At 57.7% G+C, this 14,710-nt stretch carries 15 protein-coding genes; 6 read left to right on the top strand and 9 right to left on the bottom strand.

The features are described 5' to 3' along the window. The first annotated feature begins 117 nt into the window (after window positions 1-117). Both C5Y96_RS03785 and C5Y96_RS03780 read left to right on the top strand, forming a co-directional pair. Window positions 118-717: a hypothetical protein gene (locus C5Y96_RS03785; protein ID WP_146115503.1), complete on the top strand. Its 600-nt coding sequence runs from the start codon at window positions 118-120 to the stop codon at window positions 715-717. Beyond that, window positions 714-1,787 carry a hypothetical protein gene (locus C5Y96_RS03780; RefSeq protein WP_105350200.1) on the top strand — a complete coding sequence of 358 codons (1,074 nt, stop codon included), beginning with the start codon at window positions 714-716 and terminating at the stop codon, window positions 1,785-1,787. Before C5Y96_RS03785 ends, C5Y96_RS03780 begins: the two co-directional genes overlap by 4 nt. On the opposite strand, the gene C5Y96_RS03775 is transcribed toward C5Y96_RS03780, so the two are convergent. From C5Y96_RS03775 to C5Y96_RS03755, 5 genes are all read right to left on the bottom strand, one after another. Continuing rightward, window positions 1,780-2,229: a hypothetical protein gene (locus C5Y96_RS03775; RefSeq protein ID WP_146115502.1), complete on the bottom strand. Its 450-nt coding sequence runs from the start codon at window positions 2,227-2,229 to the stop codon at window positions 1,780-1,782. The two genes, C5Y96_RS03780 and C5Y96_RS03775, sit on opposite strands and share 8 nt — an antisense overlap. A 62-nt stretch (window positions 2,230-2,291) precedes the next feature. Then, a complete protein-coding gene (locus C5Y96_RS03770; protein WP_105350198.1) occupies window positions 2,292-3,707 on the bottom strand; it encodes a carbohydrate porin in 1,416 nt (471 codons plus the stop codon). A gap of 240 nt (window positions 3,708-3,947) precedes the next feature. Then, entirely contained in the window at window positions 3,948-5,009 is a 1,062-nt protein-coding gene (locus C5Y96_RS03765) for a hypothetical protein (protein WP_105350197.1), read from the bottom strand. Between the two features lie 246 nt (window positions 5,010-5,255). Beyond that, the gene (locus tag C5Y96_RS03760; protein WP_105350196.1) at window positions 5,256-5,549 is read right to left on the bottom strand and encodes a hypothetical protein; all 294 of its coding nucleotides are present in this window, start codon (window positions 5,547-5,549) and stop codon (window positions 5,256-5,258) included. Window positions 5,550-5,561: 12 nt separating this feature from the next. After that, a complete protein-coding gene (locus C5Y96_RS03755; protein ID WP_105350195.1) occupies window positions 5,562-5,852 on the bottom strand; it encodes a DUF4236 domain-containing protein in 291 nt (96 codons plus the stop codon). 199 nt (window positions 5,853-6,051) lie between these two features. On the opposite strand from C5Y96_RS03755, the gene C5Y96_RS03750 reads away from it, so the two are divergent. The 4 genes from C5Y96_RS03750 to lpxK all read left to right on the top strand — a co-directional run bounded on the left by C5Y96_RS03750 (window position 6,052) and on the right by lpxK (window position 11,519). Further along, window positions 6,052-7,326 carry a PQQ-binding-like beta-propeller repeat protein gene (locus tag C5Y96_RS03750; protein ID WP_105350194.1) on the top strand — a complete coding sequence of 425 codons (1,275 nt, stop codon included), beginning with the start codon at window positions 6,052-6,054 and terminating at the stop codon, window positions 7,324-7,326. A 398-nt stretch (window positions 7,327-7,724) separates the two neighbouring features. Further along, entirely contained in the window at window positions 7,725-8,699 is a 975-nt protein-coding gene (locus C5Y96_RS03745) for a hypothetical protein (RefSeq protein WP_146115501.1), read from the top strand. 544 nt (window positions 8,700-9,243) lie between these two features. Further along, window positions 9,244-10,344, top strand: a complete 1,101-nt coding sequence (locus C5Y96_RS03740) for an isocitrate/isopropylmalate dehydrogenase family protein (protein WP_105350192.1) — start codon at window positions 9,244-9,246, stop codon at window positions 10,342-10,344. 92 nt (window positions 10,345-10,436) lie between these two features. Continuing rightward, a complete protein-coding gene (gene lpxK / locus C5Y96_RS03735) occupies window positions 10,437-11,519 on the top strand; it encodes a tetraacyldisaccharide 4'-kinase (RefSeq protein ID WP_105350191.1) in 1,083 nt (360 codons plus the stop codon). Here lpxK and C5Y96_RS03730 read toward each other — a convergent pair. Genes C5Y96_RS03730 through C5Y96_RS03715 form a run of 4 tightly spaced genes read right to left on the bottom strand, consistent with a single transcriptional unit; the run spans window position 11,513 to window position 14,662 of the window. Then, window positions 11,513-12,157 carry a histidine phosphatase family protein gene (locus C5Y96_RS03730; protein WP_105350190.1) on the bottom strand — a complete coding sequence of 215 codons (645 nt, stop codon included), beginning with the start codon at window positions 12,155-12,157 and terminating at the stop codon, window positions 11,513-11,515. The two genes, lpxK and C5Y96_RS03730, sit on opposite strands and share 7 nt — an antisense overlap. After that, on the bottom strand, window positions 12,154-13,137 hold the full coding sequence (locus C5Y96_RS03725) for an ABC transporter substrate-binding protein (RefSeq protein ID WP_158261081.1): 984 nt from the start codon (window positions 13,135-13,137) through the stop codon (window positions 12,154-12,156). Before C5Y96_RS03725 ends, C5Y96_RS03730 begins: the two co-directional genes overlap by 4 nt. After that, window positions 13,134-13,919, bottom strand: a complete 786-nt coding sequence (locus C5Y96_RS03720; protein ID WP_105350909.1) for an ABC transporter permease — start codon at window positions 13,917-13,919, stop codon at window positions 13,134-13,136. The genes C5Y96_RS03725 and C5Y96_RS03720 overlap by 4 nt, the downstream gene beginning before the upstream one ends. Next, window positions 13,916-14,662: an ABC transporter ATP-binding protein gene (locus tag C5Y96_RS03715; RefSeq protein WP_233198758.1), complete on the bottom strand. Its 747-nt coding sequence runs from the start codon at window positions 14,660-14,662 to the stop codon at window positions 13,916-13,918. The genes C5Y96_RS03720 and C5Y96_RS03715 overlap by 4 nt, the downstream gene beginning before the upstream one ends. Between the last annotated feature and the right edge of the window lie 48 nt (window positions 14,663-14,710).

The following is a 14,710-nucleotide window of genomic DNA, read 5'->3' as shown; positions in this document are numbered from 1 at the left end:
GAAATCAAAGAGCCCCGCATCCAATCGATGCGGGGCTCTTTTTTTGTATCTCCATCAAGATCCTGATAGAAAGCAGGGATCATACCTCGTCATCAACCGTCAGAAGCTTCGACCTGCATGTCTACGAATCCATATCATTCACCCCAAGCAGAGAGTGCGCCTCTCGAAACGCAACCGCCACTACGACGCGAAGCATTGAAGTCGGTGCGTGTGGCAACCGCCTTATTGACGCTCGCTGGCGTGTTTAACTTCTATTGCTTTTGCGTCCACGGCAGGACGTTGTATCTCGGCACTCCGGCCCCCTCAATGCTCGACCTTACAGAGTTCGCCGCCGGCAGCGTGGGGATCGGACTCATTGCGGTCGTCTGTTGGTTTGCGTTCGTACCGGTTCTCGAATTCCTGAGTCGAACGATCCGTTCGATCGTCGCGCGGAATACCGATCCCAAGCAGTGGGACGAAGTGCTCTACGTCAGCCTGAAACCCGCCGCCCTGCTCGCCATCCCAGGCATGATCCTGTGGATCATCTGGGTCACCGGCTTTTACTTCCTGGGGGCCAACTTCTTCGTGATCTCCTACGCCGTTGGCATCCCGTCGCACATTCTGGCCGCCTGCCTCTATGTGCCGCTACTTTATCGCTGGTACAAATTATGGGACCGTAGCGTTCCTCGCCCCGATAGCGAAGCAAGTTCAACCTCCCTGGAAGTTACCCCGTCGTGAACCACAGAATTGAACTCCCCGGCGGCTTGTCCGTCACGATGTGGCTTCCGCTCGTGCTACTTTGCCTGATCGCCTTGTTCGTAGGCTGCGACATGCCGGTCGATCCCACCATGAAGTTGGATCAGGCAAAACCGAAAGTCGATCTGCTTCGCTTGGACTTCGATCGCTCGAACCTTGAAATTGACGTCCATACGAAAGACCAGCTATCCGTATTCAATGATCAGTGGATGGCCACCCTGACCCCAATCACCGGCGAGGCGCTCATCAACACCGAGTTGGCACTTCGCCGCATCATCCGGCAAGGGGGAGAGACGTATCATTCCAGTTCTACCGAAAGCGAAGCCAAGGGACTGACGGTCTATCGTTACCTGCGTGTCGTGAAGAACGATCACTTCGTCAGCCAGGGTGATTACCTGATCAACATCGACGGCTACTGGCTCAACGGCGTCGTCTTCTCGCGCAAGACACTGTCCCAGTTCGATCAGCGGCAAGTCGACCAGTTCTTCTTCTCTCTGAAACTGCTGGATCAACCGCAGCCAGACCATGAAGTCCTACCGGCCTGGAAAGAGTACCAACAAACCAGAACCGCCGATTCGCCCGATGGGAAGTTCAGTCTCTACATGGACCCCGCCCCTGTTTGCCTGGGCAGTTACGACGACTACCTGGCACGCCTCGATGCGTCCTCCTCCTATCTCGACATGGCGTTCACCGAAGAAGATTACGCCAACGGCGGAAGAATGATCGGCAACGAGATCCTCGAGTTCTATTCCCTAGATGACCCCACTGGGATCCGCGTCGATATCTGGGTCGATCGCCAGCCAATGCATGGCGTGAAGCCAGAAAACATCTACGCCAACACGCTGACCATCGAAAAGTCACCGGTGAATCTCTGGTCGTTTGACGAACCATGCACACTGGAAATCGAACCGGGACGTTACGATGTAGAGATCGTCCTAGTGAACCGAGGCAAGTACTCCGAGGAGTTCCTCTTTGACCGCGACCAGTTCCAGCGCGACGACCTGGAACGCTACGAGATCTACCTAACGCGAACCGAGGAGCCATCTAAGTAGTTCCGTCCTGCGTATCGCGTCTTTGTTCCCACTGAATAAGCGATGCCACGTACTTTTCGACTTCCTCTTTCGATCGCCAAATCGGCAGCCAGTCTTCATCCGTTGCCGTCCGCAAACGGCGAATCACCTCAGGGTTGTACACAACCTTGGCACGCCAATTCGTGATGTGCGCGGACGGGATAACCATCGTGACAAAATCCTTCGACCCACGATGACGCCCGATCACCTTCACGCGTTCGTACCCATCACCCCACTGCGCAGGTAAACAGTAGACTTTCGTGCCTGGTGAGAAGTGCTTTGTACCGCGTCGAGTTTCCAGCCCACCTTCACCATACGGGTGCTGCTCGACAATGTTGCCCACCAGGCACCTGAGGGAATCGAGATGCTCGCTAATATCGTTGATGATTAGCCTCCAATGGTCATTCGCTGAATTCAAGAACATAACGAAAAAGCCCCACGTCAATCAGACGCGAGGCTCTCGAATTTGTTCACTGCGATTTCAGCTTAGAACGCCAGCTTACCACGCAGACCCAACACAACAGCCGTGTCATTGGCATTCACGGCAGGGTGAATCACCTGCAGATCGGTCGTCAGGTGGAACCAGGGGGTGATCTCGGCGTTGTAGTAAACTTCGCCGCCGTAGATGTCACCGATTGGGGTCACCAGGCTAACCGTGTTCTGGAAGTCGGAGTTCAGCCCGTTGTAGAAGTACCCGATCCCGGCCCTGTCGTTCGGACGGCAGGCAAACGGCCCGAACTTTTCGACCGACAGGCTCGTCGTGAACTGGTAAGGGCTGTTATCCGGGTCCGAGAAACCGATGTAGCCAAACATGCTCACCTTACGAGCCGGATTGCATTGATCCGACCACAGTTGCTGTTGCCCCAGGTAACCAGCGACCCACGTTCCCTGCTTGGAAGCCGGAGTCACGCCGCTGCCAGGAACGACAATCCAGCCCGAGGTATCGTACGAGGTGTAATCACCCGTCGCATAAACACCAATAAGCGTATGCGAGCCCGGCTGACAGAAGAAGTCGGTGTACTTTCGGACGGCCCCCACAATTGTCACGCCGTTAGGAAAATCCATGCCCACAGTCGTAGGGCTTGATTGGCTCTCGAACACGAGCAGCGCACGCTCGACGCCACGTTCGCCGGCCTTGATAATTCCGGCACCATTGGTGACCAGCGGCAAGCTGGGAATCACATTCAAAGGAAGAATCATCGACGTGTTCATGAAGCCATCCAAGCCCAGCCCGTATTCCGGATAGAACGTCGCCCACAGATCAAGCATGTTGATGCGACCTGCGGTAATCATATAGCCACCGCCAAGTGCCTGCGTGTACTGCACGCTGGTCGTGGCAAACGTTGGCTCACCGACTTTCGGCAACAGCATGGCCGTGTTCACAGGAGCAAGCCCGGTGGCATCCACGATCGCATTCTGGCCCAATTGCCAATCGACGGCGTGCATCGTGAGCGTGCCCCCTTCGCAGAGGCCCATCTTGCCCATATCCATGTTGACCCACACATCGAACTTGTCGCCGTAGCGAAAGACCTGCTCGTTGCCGCCGCTGGCAGGGCCTTGATAGAACTGCGTAAAGGCCCCATTCACGGTAATACCGCAATCGGCCAAACAGCTGCGATGCCCGTGCCAGTCGCCGGTCAGCTGGCTGCGGCTCCACAGACAATCGTGGGGAGCTTCCATGCAGCAATCGCCACATCCCATAGCGACGTCACCGCAAGACATTCCGCAAGAGTCGTAGTACGAAACCTGATCGATGGCGGCAGCGTACTGCTCGCCCGCGATGGGTGCTTCTTCTCCGAAAACCGTTTCGGGAAACGCAACCGATTGCTGAGCCATCGCACTGGTGCCGGCAAAGCACAACAGCGAGGCCGCTAGTAGACTCGTCGAAAATGTCCTGCGCATGATGCCTCCGATGCATCGAAAGAACGGGCGTTCACGGGAATGCGAGAGGGGAAAATCAGTAATCGTATCGGCGTCAGAAGAGACGTCTCTGAATCGGCCGGCGAAGATTACGCGGTTCCTAATACCATCGTTGTGGGGGAATCGCTACAACCGACACAGGGCTGCAAGAGTGCTAGCACCTGAGGTAGAAATAGCGCAGACGCTGCCAGCCTGGCCGGCAGCGTCTGCACTAGAAAAACCTTACGGTAGATCAACCGTCTTCAAGACAGCCGGCTGACCTTCGGCCTTGGTGATAATGACCGCGGTCGTATCGTTCAGTTTGTCCAGTTGCACAACCCCTTCCCAGGCAATCGCCTCGAAGGTTTGACCGGCGGTGCCGCCCCCTTTGACTGGTTCAGTCAGGCCTTCCTCGCGTTCGATGTCCTTCGTGCTGACCTTCATCACGCCACGAGCACTGTTGGCCATTAGCAGGTACTGCTGACCATCTTTTTCGTACACAACCATATCCAGCGGCTTGTTACGGTTGCCCAGTTCGGCCACGGTCGTTCCGCGGTAGGCCTGCTTCGCCTTGGCAATTTCACCCAGCGGGAACTTCACCAGCGGCGTGCAGGTAAAGCCAGCGAGCAAGTGCGGCTTGCCATCGATGGTGAACGGCACGAACACGCGGGCCACGGCGTCGTCTTCATAACGACCATGCGCGGCGTGATAGATTTCGATCGGCATGGCGCTGCCTTGTTCCTGGAACGGATAGGCGATCGAATGCACGCCGGCCGCCGCATCGCCGGTCACACGACCAGTCACAATCACCTGGTTGTCGACGTAAGCGATATCGGTGATCGACTCTTCACGAGGATTTCCCCGACGACGACCTTCCCCCACAACCTTGTCTTCCGGGGCATTGGCCAGCTGAGCCACGGCCCGCTTCACCTTGTCCAGGGCAACCGGTTCCAGCTTGTCGCCGTTGACACTCACGATGCTGGCCTTGCCGTTTTCGGTCACCGAAAGATAGATCACGCCCGTATCAGGGCTGACAGCCAAGTCGGCCACTTCAATTCCATCCGGAATCGGCAGTTCCAACTTCTCCGGCGACTTGGTCGCGGTCTTGTCCAACTGAACGGCATAGACGGTGGCGGCCTTCGGATCGCCGACAATCAGCACGTTGTCCGGGGCAAACGAAAGGGGCCCGGCCGACTTCAAACTAACCTCACCAACGGAAAAACCTGGCAGGTCCACCGCATAAACAGCGCTGGCACACAGCATCACACAGAAACTAGTGGCAGCAACCAACGACAAGCGTCGCATGAGCATCTCCTCTTTGGGCATACAGGGGGAAACGGAGTGATCCGAACATCCGCGCAAGCTCTAGTTGAACGGTTTGGCAAAGAGGATGCAAGAATATTCACCCGCCGATCATCGCAGGATGGCTACCGACGCCCTGGTCGGACAGCTTTCTTGAAGTGGGGAATAACGTGAATCAAGGCCAAGATGGCTATCAACTAAGAAGGTGTAGCCATCCTACGACTCGGTGTTCTCTGTAGCGCATCCCTCTTAGTCTTCGGTACTAGAAAACGTCCCCACTAGTTCCCCTTGTGTGACCGTGAACGAGAGGTTCGCGTCTTCCATGCTGGCCGCTGGGACCAGTTGTTCGTCGATCTGTTCCAACAGTGCGCGAATGCCCGCTTCATCGGTCACCTTGGATGCGACCAGAAACAGGTTGCCGGCCACGGTTCCATCGGCCAGGAAATGGAGGTCGATCATGCCCATCTCTGCGCTGCCATTATCGTGCAGCAGAAAGCGTTCTGAACTCGACGTGCGGAAGATTCGGATGAACTTGGCTTGCATCGTGGGGGGCCTTTACCAGAATGATTCTTTCTTGGTCAGTTTCTTCGCTGGTTTCTTCTTCGGTGTCTCTTCCGCTTCCTCTTCCTCGCCGCCGAACCATTGGTTCCACAGGCCCGAAAGGGACTTGGTCGACTTGTAATACCGTGCACCCGTACCTGGCACACTCGCCGAAACGTACTTCCGCCCGTTGGCACTATACCCGGCACGCAGTCCCTTCATGCCAAACGAGAACCCGATCCCAGACTTGCTGAAATTGACCCGCAAAGGACCGAACGTGTACGACTTGCGAAAGGAAAAACCCATGTTGAGTTCCCCGAAAACGACCAACTTACTAGTGCCGAGTCAGCATAGCCCGAACCCTTCTCAGCCACAATCATTTTATCCCCTGCTCCAGCAAACACCTCACGAGTCAGGTTTTGACGCGCCGTGGGAAGCGCTATAATCGCAGTACCTCACAGCATGTGGTCCAACTAGCTCCCCTGCCCTTAAAAGGAATCGGTTGATGCCTCGTAACTTTGCCCAGCTACTTTGCCTCCTTGCCGTTGTCTTCCTGACACTGCCGCTGCAAGCAGAAAACTGGCCTCGCTTCCGCGGACCATCCCAGGCCGGGATCGCCAGTGACCAGACCGTTCCCACCCAGTGGAGCGACACCGAAAACATCGTCTGGAAGACCGACCTGCCCGGCCCAGGTGCTTCCAGCCCGATCGTCTACAACAATCGCATCTACGTGACCTGTTACACCGGCTATGGCCTCAACGAAGAAGAACCCGGCGACAAAGCCAATCTGAAGCGGAATCTCGTCTGCATCGATCAGCAATCCGGCAAGATCGTGTGGAATAAAGAAATCCCCGCCGACGCCGAGCACACCGGCGACTTCAGCGGATTCGTCGCCTTGCACGGCTTCGCTTCCAGCACCCCCATCGTCGACGACACCGGAATCTATGTTTACTACGGCACCACCGGAGCCGCTGCCTACGATCTCGACGGCACGCACCGCTGGACGGTCAGCCTGGGGGACAAGACCCACGGCTTCGGCACCGCCAACTCGCCGGTCCTGTACGACGACCTGGTCATCTTGAACGCTGGCGTCGAAGGAAACGCGATCGTCGCTCTCGATAAGAAGACCGGCAACCAGGTGTGGAAGCACGAAGGGGTCAACCGCTCGTGGAACACACCGATCCTGGTCAAAGCCAACGGACGCGACGAACTGATCTATAGCGAACAAGGCGCGGTGCGCTGCCTGAACCCAGCCACCGGTGAAGAACTGTGGCACTCGAAGGGGATCGACGACTACATCTGCCCCAGCGTGATTCCGATTGGCGACGACATGATCGTTGCCATGGGGGCTCGCAAGAACACGACGATCGCCATTCGCACCGGCGGCAACGGCGACGTGACCGACAGCCACTTGGTTTGGGAAATCGACAAAGGCTCGAACGTTTCGTCCCCCACCTACCACGATGGCCATTTGTACTGGGCCAGCGAAAGCAAAGGGATTGCCTACTGTGCCGACGCGAAGACTGGCGAAATCGTCTACCAGGAACGGATGGAACCCCGTCCGAAACTGATCTACGCTTCGCCCGTGGTGGCCGACGGCAAGCTGTATTATGTTACGCGCGAGAATGGCACCTACGTGATCGACGCCAAGCCCGAGTACAAGCTGATCAAGATCAACGAGTTCGAAGAAGACAAGTCCATCGCCAACGGCAGCCCCGCCATGGTCGACAACAAGATCTACCTTCGCACGAACCAAGCGTTGTACTGTATCGGCAAGTAACTCCACCCATCCGATCCCCTCGCCCGCAACGGCATCTACCCAATCCCGTCCCCTCTCCCCGCCGGGGAGAGGGCCAGGGTGAAGGGCAAACCAAGTACCAGTTCTCAAGTTCTCAAGTTCTCAAGTTCTCAAGTTCTCAAGTTCTCAAGTTCTCAAGTTCTCAAGTTCTCAAGTTCTCAAAGAGAAAGAGAACCGCGGATCACGCGGATAAGAGCACACAAAAACTATCTTCCAAAAAATCTCCCCCAAACATTTGACATGTATACACATGTTCACATATCTTAGGGAAACCCCTGCGATTCCCCCTCGAATCCAGGACCCGGAAACAGATCCCCCGGGTACCACGCCCAAGTCTGCTTGGGCGTGCGAACACCGTTTTCACTCAACCCAAAAGAAAAATGTCCCATTCCGACCCCCAACCTGAAACACACGGAGCTGGCCATCACAGCCAGACTCCGCAGGTTGCCGTGCGCGATGGGAACCGCATCATCTGCCCCTGCTGTGGTGAGGTGCTCATGGTCATCCCCGATCGACCGATCGAAGAGATGACCATCTTCCAGCAGGCCAACCAGGTCCGCGTCTCCCCCAAAGGGGACCCGCGGCGAACGTGCGCGGCCCTGGAAGAAATGATTGCCCGGCAAGAGGCCGAAGAACGGGGCGATCACAAACCTCCGCAAGAGGAAGAACCGCCGCCGGAACCGTTCGTCTACGTGCCAGACCCCAACCGGCTAACGTACCGGGCAGACCCGCTCGTCGAACCGATTGATCCCGAAGTCGCGGCCCATCAGTTCCCCGACATGCGACCTCCCTGGATCGTTCCCCAGGCCAAGAAACCGCGGAAACCGCCTGCGTACCGAGCACCGCGCGAACGCGACGACAACACGCGCGAACGGGAATGGCAACTACGACGCATGAAACGCCCGCCCGAAGAGGCGTGGACCTACGAGTTGGCGCGGCTCTATGCGTGGACCTATTACCGCCTGCAGAAGCTGGACCGGCAATTACAGGGAGAGATCTGCGCGAAGCAGGCCGAGTTGGATCGGTTGGAGCAAGAGTTGTTCGAGTTGAACCCGGAGCTCCAGCCCTTCAAAACGCAACCACGACAAGTGGCGCTAACGGCAACACGTTTGCTAAGTGAAGCGAATGCGAACGTCCCGACATGTAATGCGAGCGAACTGCCAACCGGCGCTCCGCACGCCCAAGCAGACTTGGGCGTGGCACCCGGGGAATCGTCTGGTGTGTCGTCCGAAATGTTGAGCAACGTTTCATCTGGCGAGTTGGTTCACGCGTCATCTGCCAAGCCGATCGACGAGCCGACCGTCGAGTTTAAACACGAAACGCCTCACGCCAACGAACGCGGCCCGCCAGGCTAATGTCAGCTCCAACGGAGCGACCGTTAATAGCCAGGGGCGGCAGCCCCTGGTACCCGTGCCACCAACATCGAGTCCTAAGCCCCAAGGGGGCGGCCGAGTGTGCGCGCACCGGCACCGGTTCGGCCGCCCTTTCAGGGCTTAAGATGTTTGTTGGGTGATCGCTTTCCAGGGGCTGCCGCCCCTGGCTATGAACGGTCGCCCCTTTGGGGCTGGCGAAACTCTTGTCCCCTCCGCCTCTCAGGGAGATGGTGAGGACTTCTTGTGCGCGTGTTGCCCCTCACACTAACTCTCTCCCCCAAGGGGCTAGAGGGCCTGGATGTTGCTGCGCACGGACTGTCCGGTGGGTGCCTGGAGGGCCTCTGCGTCCTGGCGGGCAGGGGCTGGCACCCTAGAGAACTAGGCCAGAACATCCTGCGGCATGTCCTGGTACTAGGTTTACCACCGGCGGTTGGTCTGGTATTTTGGGCTCTTTAACGCAAGGTGTTCCATTCGCCTTAAATCGCTTATCGCAACCACGATATCCCTCAGCTGCCAGGAAAACCTCATGGCCTACGAAGTCACTCTGATTACCGGCGACGGTACCGGTCCCGAATTGGCAGAAGCTGCCCGCAAGTGTGTTGACGCAACCGGCGTTGCCATCAACTGGGACGTTCAGGAAGCCGGCATCGACGTGATGGAGCGTATCGGTACGCCCATCCCCGATTCGACCATCGAAAGCGTTCGCCGCACCAAGTGTGCCTTGAAGGCCCCGATCACCACCCCCGTGGGGACCGGTTTCCGCAGCATCAACGTCTACCTGCGTCAGGAACTGGGCCTGTATGCCTGCATTCGCCCCTGCAAGTACTACCCCGGCGTTCGCAGCTACTTCAGCGAGCTGGGTGTCGATATCGTCATCGTGCGTGAAAACACCGAAGACCTTTACGCCGGCGTCGAATTCGAGAAAGGCAAGCCTGAAACGGCTCAGCTGATCGAGTTCATCAATGGCCTGCCGTCCGATCGCAAGATCAAGACGGGTGCCGAAGAGACCGGCGTTTCGATCAAGCCGATCAGCGTCAGCGGTACCGAACGCATCGTGCGTTGTGCATTTGACTACGCCCAGAAGAACGGTCGCAAGAAGGTCACCGCCGTTCACAAGGCGAACATCATGAAGTACTCCGACGGCTTGTACCTGGCCACGGCCACCGAAGTCGCCAAGGACTACCCAGATATCGAATTTGAAGAACGCATCGTCGACAACATGTGCATGCAGCTGGTCCAAAAGCCAGAACTGTACGACGTGATCGTTCTGCCGAACCTGTACGGCGATATCCTCAGCGACCTGGGTGCCGGTATTGTCGGCGGCCTGGGTGTTGCCCCTGGTGCCAACATCGGCCCCAATGGTGCCGTGTTCGAAGCCACCCACGGTTCGGCTCCGAAGTACAAGGGCCTCAACAAGGTCAACCCGACGGCCCTCATTCTGTCCGGCATGCTGATGCTTCAGCACATGGGCGAAACGGATGCTGCCAAGCGTCTGGAAACGGCCGTTGCCGATGTCATCGCCGAAGGCAAGAACGTCACCTACGACCTCAAGCCAAACCGCGACGACCCAACCGCTGTCGGCACGCAGGAAATGGCCGCAGCCATTTGTGCCAAGCTGCAAGGCTAAGCCGACGTCGTCAATCGAACGCGATCGAAAGGGACAAGCCGCCAGGTTTCGTCCCTTTCGTTTTGAATACACCTCTCCCATAGAACGAACTGATGCTCACTGCCCGAGATTTCAAAGCGATTGTCAGCGGCCGCCAAAAGGGAATCGGCACGTCGATGCTGCGAGGTCTGATGTGGGTGACTTCCCTCTTCTACGGAGTTGGCATCGGCATTCGTAATCGGCAGTATGACACCAAGGTCAAGCCCGGCGAAAAGGTCGACGTGCCGGTGATCAGCGTCGGCAACCTGACCCTCGGCGGCACTGGCAAAACCCCCATGGTTGCCTGGTTGGCACGTTGGTTTCGCGAGCAGAACATCCGCGTCACGCTGATCAGCCGCGGCTATGGTGCCGAGCAAGGTGCCCAGAACGACGAAGCCAAAGAGCTGGAACAGCTGTTGCCGGACGTTCCCCATCTGCAAAACCCCGACCGGGTCGCCGCCGCCCAGGTAGCCACCGAAGAACTCGCCGCCCAGGTTCTTTTGCTGGACGATGCGTTCCAACATCGGCGGATTGCCCGCGATCTCGATATCGTCCTGATCGACGCCACCGAGCCCTTCGGCTACGACTACCTTTTCCCCCGCGGCACCCTCCGCGAACCGGTCCAAAGCCTGGGCCGGGCCGACGTGATCGTGCTGACCCGCGGCGACATGGTCGACGACCAGCAAAGGGCAGCCATCTGGGAGCGGATCGCCAAGCTGGAAGACGATGCCGTGCTGGTCGAGATGCGGCACCAGCCCAGCCGCCTGTTGAACTTCAGCGGCGAGTCGCAGCCGATCGAGCAGCTCTTGGGAAAACGAGTGCTGGCCTTCTGCGGCATCGGCAACCCAAGTGGCTTCCGTCACACGCTGACCGATGCAGGAATAGAAGTGGTCGAGCTCCGCGAGTTCGACGATCACCACGATTACCAGCGTGAAGACATCCACGCCTTAGAGCACTGGACCACCGAGCACAACGAGGTTGAAGCGGTCGTCTGCACGCACAAAGACCTCGTGAAGATCGGCCTCGATCGCTTCATGGACAAGCCGCTGTGGGCCCTAACGATCGAAGCGAAGATCGTCGACGGGCAAGACGAACTCGAAGAGCGTCTGCGGGAACTGGTCGCCCAGATCCCGGAAGATCCGTACGCCGACTACTGATTCAGCTCACGCAAGTGAAACGTCGAATTGCACGTTACCAATTCCGCTTTTTCCTGGCTGTAGCGAATCAGATTCACGCAGCAGTTGTCTTGCCGGATCGTCCGCATTTGCTTCAGCGGGATCTGATACAGATGGGCCACCATCACGCGAATGACGATGTTATGCGCGACCACGAGAACCCGCTTGCCTAGGTTCTGCTGCATGATTCGGGTGAGCGTCGGCACCGTTCGCCGTGCCACATCGCTGGCCGATTCTCCTTCGGGATACGGATGAATCGACGGGTCTTCCTGGTGCAAGCGATACGCCTGGGGATCGGCGTTTTGAATGTCAGCCCAATCGCGTCCCAGCCACCGCCCGACATCCGCCTCGACGATTTCCGGCACTGGTACGATCGTCTGGCCAGGCACAATCCGCTCGGCCGTTTCCATGGCCCTGATCATCGGGCTGGCATACACGCCGTCGAACGAAAACTCGCTTAAGAACTTGCCGGTCAACGAGGCCTGCTGTTGGCCGATCGCGGCGAGCGGGCCATTGATTCCATTGCCTTGCAACACGGTCGGCTGCTTCAGGTTGTAGTCGGTCGCTCCGTGCCGAACCAAAAACATCCAACACGTATCGTCAGAAAGCGTATCGATCATGATGCCTCGAAAAAACAGTCTTCCGGTTTCACGGCGTCTTTCTCAATCAGTCCGACTTCAACCAGCTGTTCGACAAGCGTCTTCCAGCGATCGAGTTGCATCTGTCCGAAGCTTCCGTCCTCGACCGTCGTCAGCGGGACGATCGCCTTGACACCGAATTCAAGTACGCCGGGGGTAAGCTCGGGATTGAGGGACTGCAGATGCTCGTTCGTTTCCAGCGGCTCGCGGAGATAGGCCTGCCATCCTTTGCGGCAAGCTCGTGTCATCTTGGCGACCAGCTCCGGGTGATCTTTTTTCAGCTTGTCGGAAGTGAACAGCAAGCTGGCGTATGGGTTGTAACCGATCGCCCGAATGGGCAGAACGCGAACGTTCGCTCCTTCCTGCTTGGCCAGAAACGGCTCGCTGAATTCGTACCCTTGCTGAGCGAAGTTCTTGTCTCGCAGGAACGCGGCAATGCTGCCGTCGTACGGCACGATACGTACGTTTTCCAGCGGGACATGCTTCTTGAGGTACTCAGAGAAGGCCCGACCGCTGTTCATGGCCAGGGTGACGTTTTTGAGTTGCTCGAGCGATTCGATGCCTGACTCTTCATGCACCAGGAAGCAACGCGGACTTTGATCGATCGCAGCAAACGTAGCCGTCACGTTCGCCCCCTGGGCTCGGCCAAGTGGAATTTGATCGGCCGTGGCGACGCCGAACTCGACGCTGCCGCGAGCCACCTGCTGAATCACCGGCGAGCCAGGGCCGCCTGGGATGATCTCGACGTTGAGACCTTCCTCGGCGAAATAACCGTTGAGCTGCGCCGCGTAGAAGCCACCATGCTCCGCCTCGGGAAACCAATTCAATGCCAGCTTCACATCGGTGCGTGCGTTGGGGTCGTTATCTCTCGGACCGGTGTGGTACGTGTCGTCCTTTTTCTGGCAGCCAACCATCCAAGCGACGGCGACCAGCAGCAGACAACCTAGCAGCATGCGTTTCATGGTGATCCTTCCCCTACCCACCGCCCCAGCAACAAACGCCCTAGCAGTGAAATCGTGGCAAAAACGACAACACCCAACAGCGTACTGCATATCGTCCCGGCGAACAGGCTCGTCGTGTTAATTTGGTTTTGCGAGACGAGAATAAAATAACCCAGCCCTTGATGGCCACTCGAATGCCCGGCGAAGAACTCACCAACGATCGCCCCCACAACCGCCAGCCCGGCACTCGTTTTCATACCGGTCAGCAGGTACCGCAGCGATCCGGGAAATTGCAGCTTCCACAGAATCTGCCAACGGGTCGCTTTGTTTACCCGAAACAAGTCAAGCAGCCCCTGGTCGACGGTAATCAAGCCGGTAGTCGTCGCGGTGATGATCGGAAACAGGCTGATCATTGTCGTCACCACAATCACGCTCAGCACACCGTATCCGAAGATCGCGATCACCAGCGGAGCGACCGCCACGATCGGTACCGTTTGAAAGAAGATCGCGTAAGGGTAACCGCTTTGGCGAATGATCGACGACTGCGAAAACAGCAGCGACACGCTCACCCCCAGCACGACCGAAATCAGAAACCCACTGATCGCCACCATGCCGGTCCGCAGCGAATAGTGAAAGAGCGCATCGCCACGCAGCCACATCGTTTTGCCGACATCCAGCGGGCCTGGCAGGATGTACGGTTCGAGCCCGCTGACGACGATGATCGCCTGCCACAGGCCAATGGTCAGCACCAACACCATTAGCGGCAACACGATTGTTTTCCAGCTGAAACGGTCTTCCTTCATAACGCGGCGACTCCTGCCAGTTTGCCCATCACCTGGCCACAGAAGCGGGCAAAGTCCGGATCGCTGCGAAGCTGACTGCGGCGTGGGTAAGCGAAGGGAACTTCCATGTCGGCCACAATGCGACCTGGCTGGGCATGCATGACCAGGATGCGTTGGCTCAGGAAGACCGCCTCGGCAACGTTATGCGTGACGAAGAGGGTCGTCCACTTCTGCTGCTGCCAGAGGTCGAGCAGTTGCTCGTTGAGTTGGTTCCGCAAGAGGTCATCCAGCGCGGCGAACGGTTCGTCCATTAGCAGAATGCTGGGCTGCGTGACCAAGGCCCGGGCCAGCGAGACCCGCATCCGCATCCCGCCGGAAAGCATTCGGGGAAATTTTCGAGAATCTTCCACTCGCAGCCCGACCATCGCAATCGCGGTATCGATCGCGTTTCGGTCGTCATGAGATAGCTTCCCTCGGAGCTCGAGTGGTAACTGAATGTTCTCCCAAGCCGTCCTCCAGGGGATGAGGTTTGCATCCTGGAAAACGAACGCCCGCTCGCTGGCCTGACCATCGACTAGCGTCAATTGGCCGGCGGTGGGCTGGTCGAGATTGGCCACCAATCGCAGCAGTGTCGATTTCCCACAACCCGAGGGCCCCACAAGGGATACAAACTCCCCCGCCGGGATATCGAGCGTATCGACCGCCAGGACCAACGAGTCCGGCGAGAAACGCTTCTCCAGTTGACGAAATTCAATGGCAGACACAGTCACCTATTTCTGACATACGAGGCAGCTAATTTCCGCAAGAAAACC

Source organism: Blastopirellula marina (assembly GCF_002967715.1).
Lineage (GTDB): Bacteria > Planctomycetota > Planctomycetia > Pirellulales > Pirellulaceae > Bremerella > Bremerella marina_B.
Note: the sequence above shows the minus strand (reverse complement) of the source record. Positions and strands in the feature narration are given on the sequence as shown.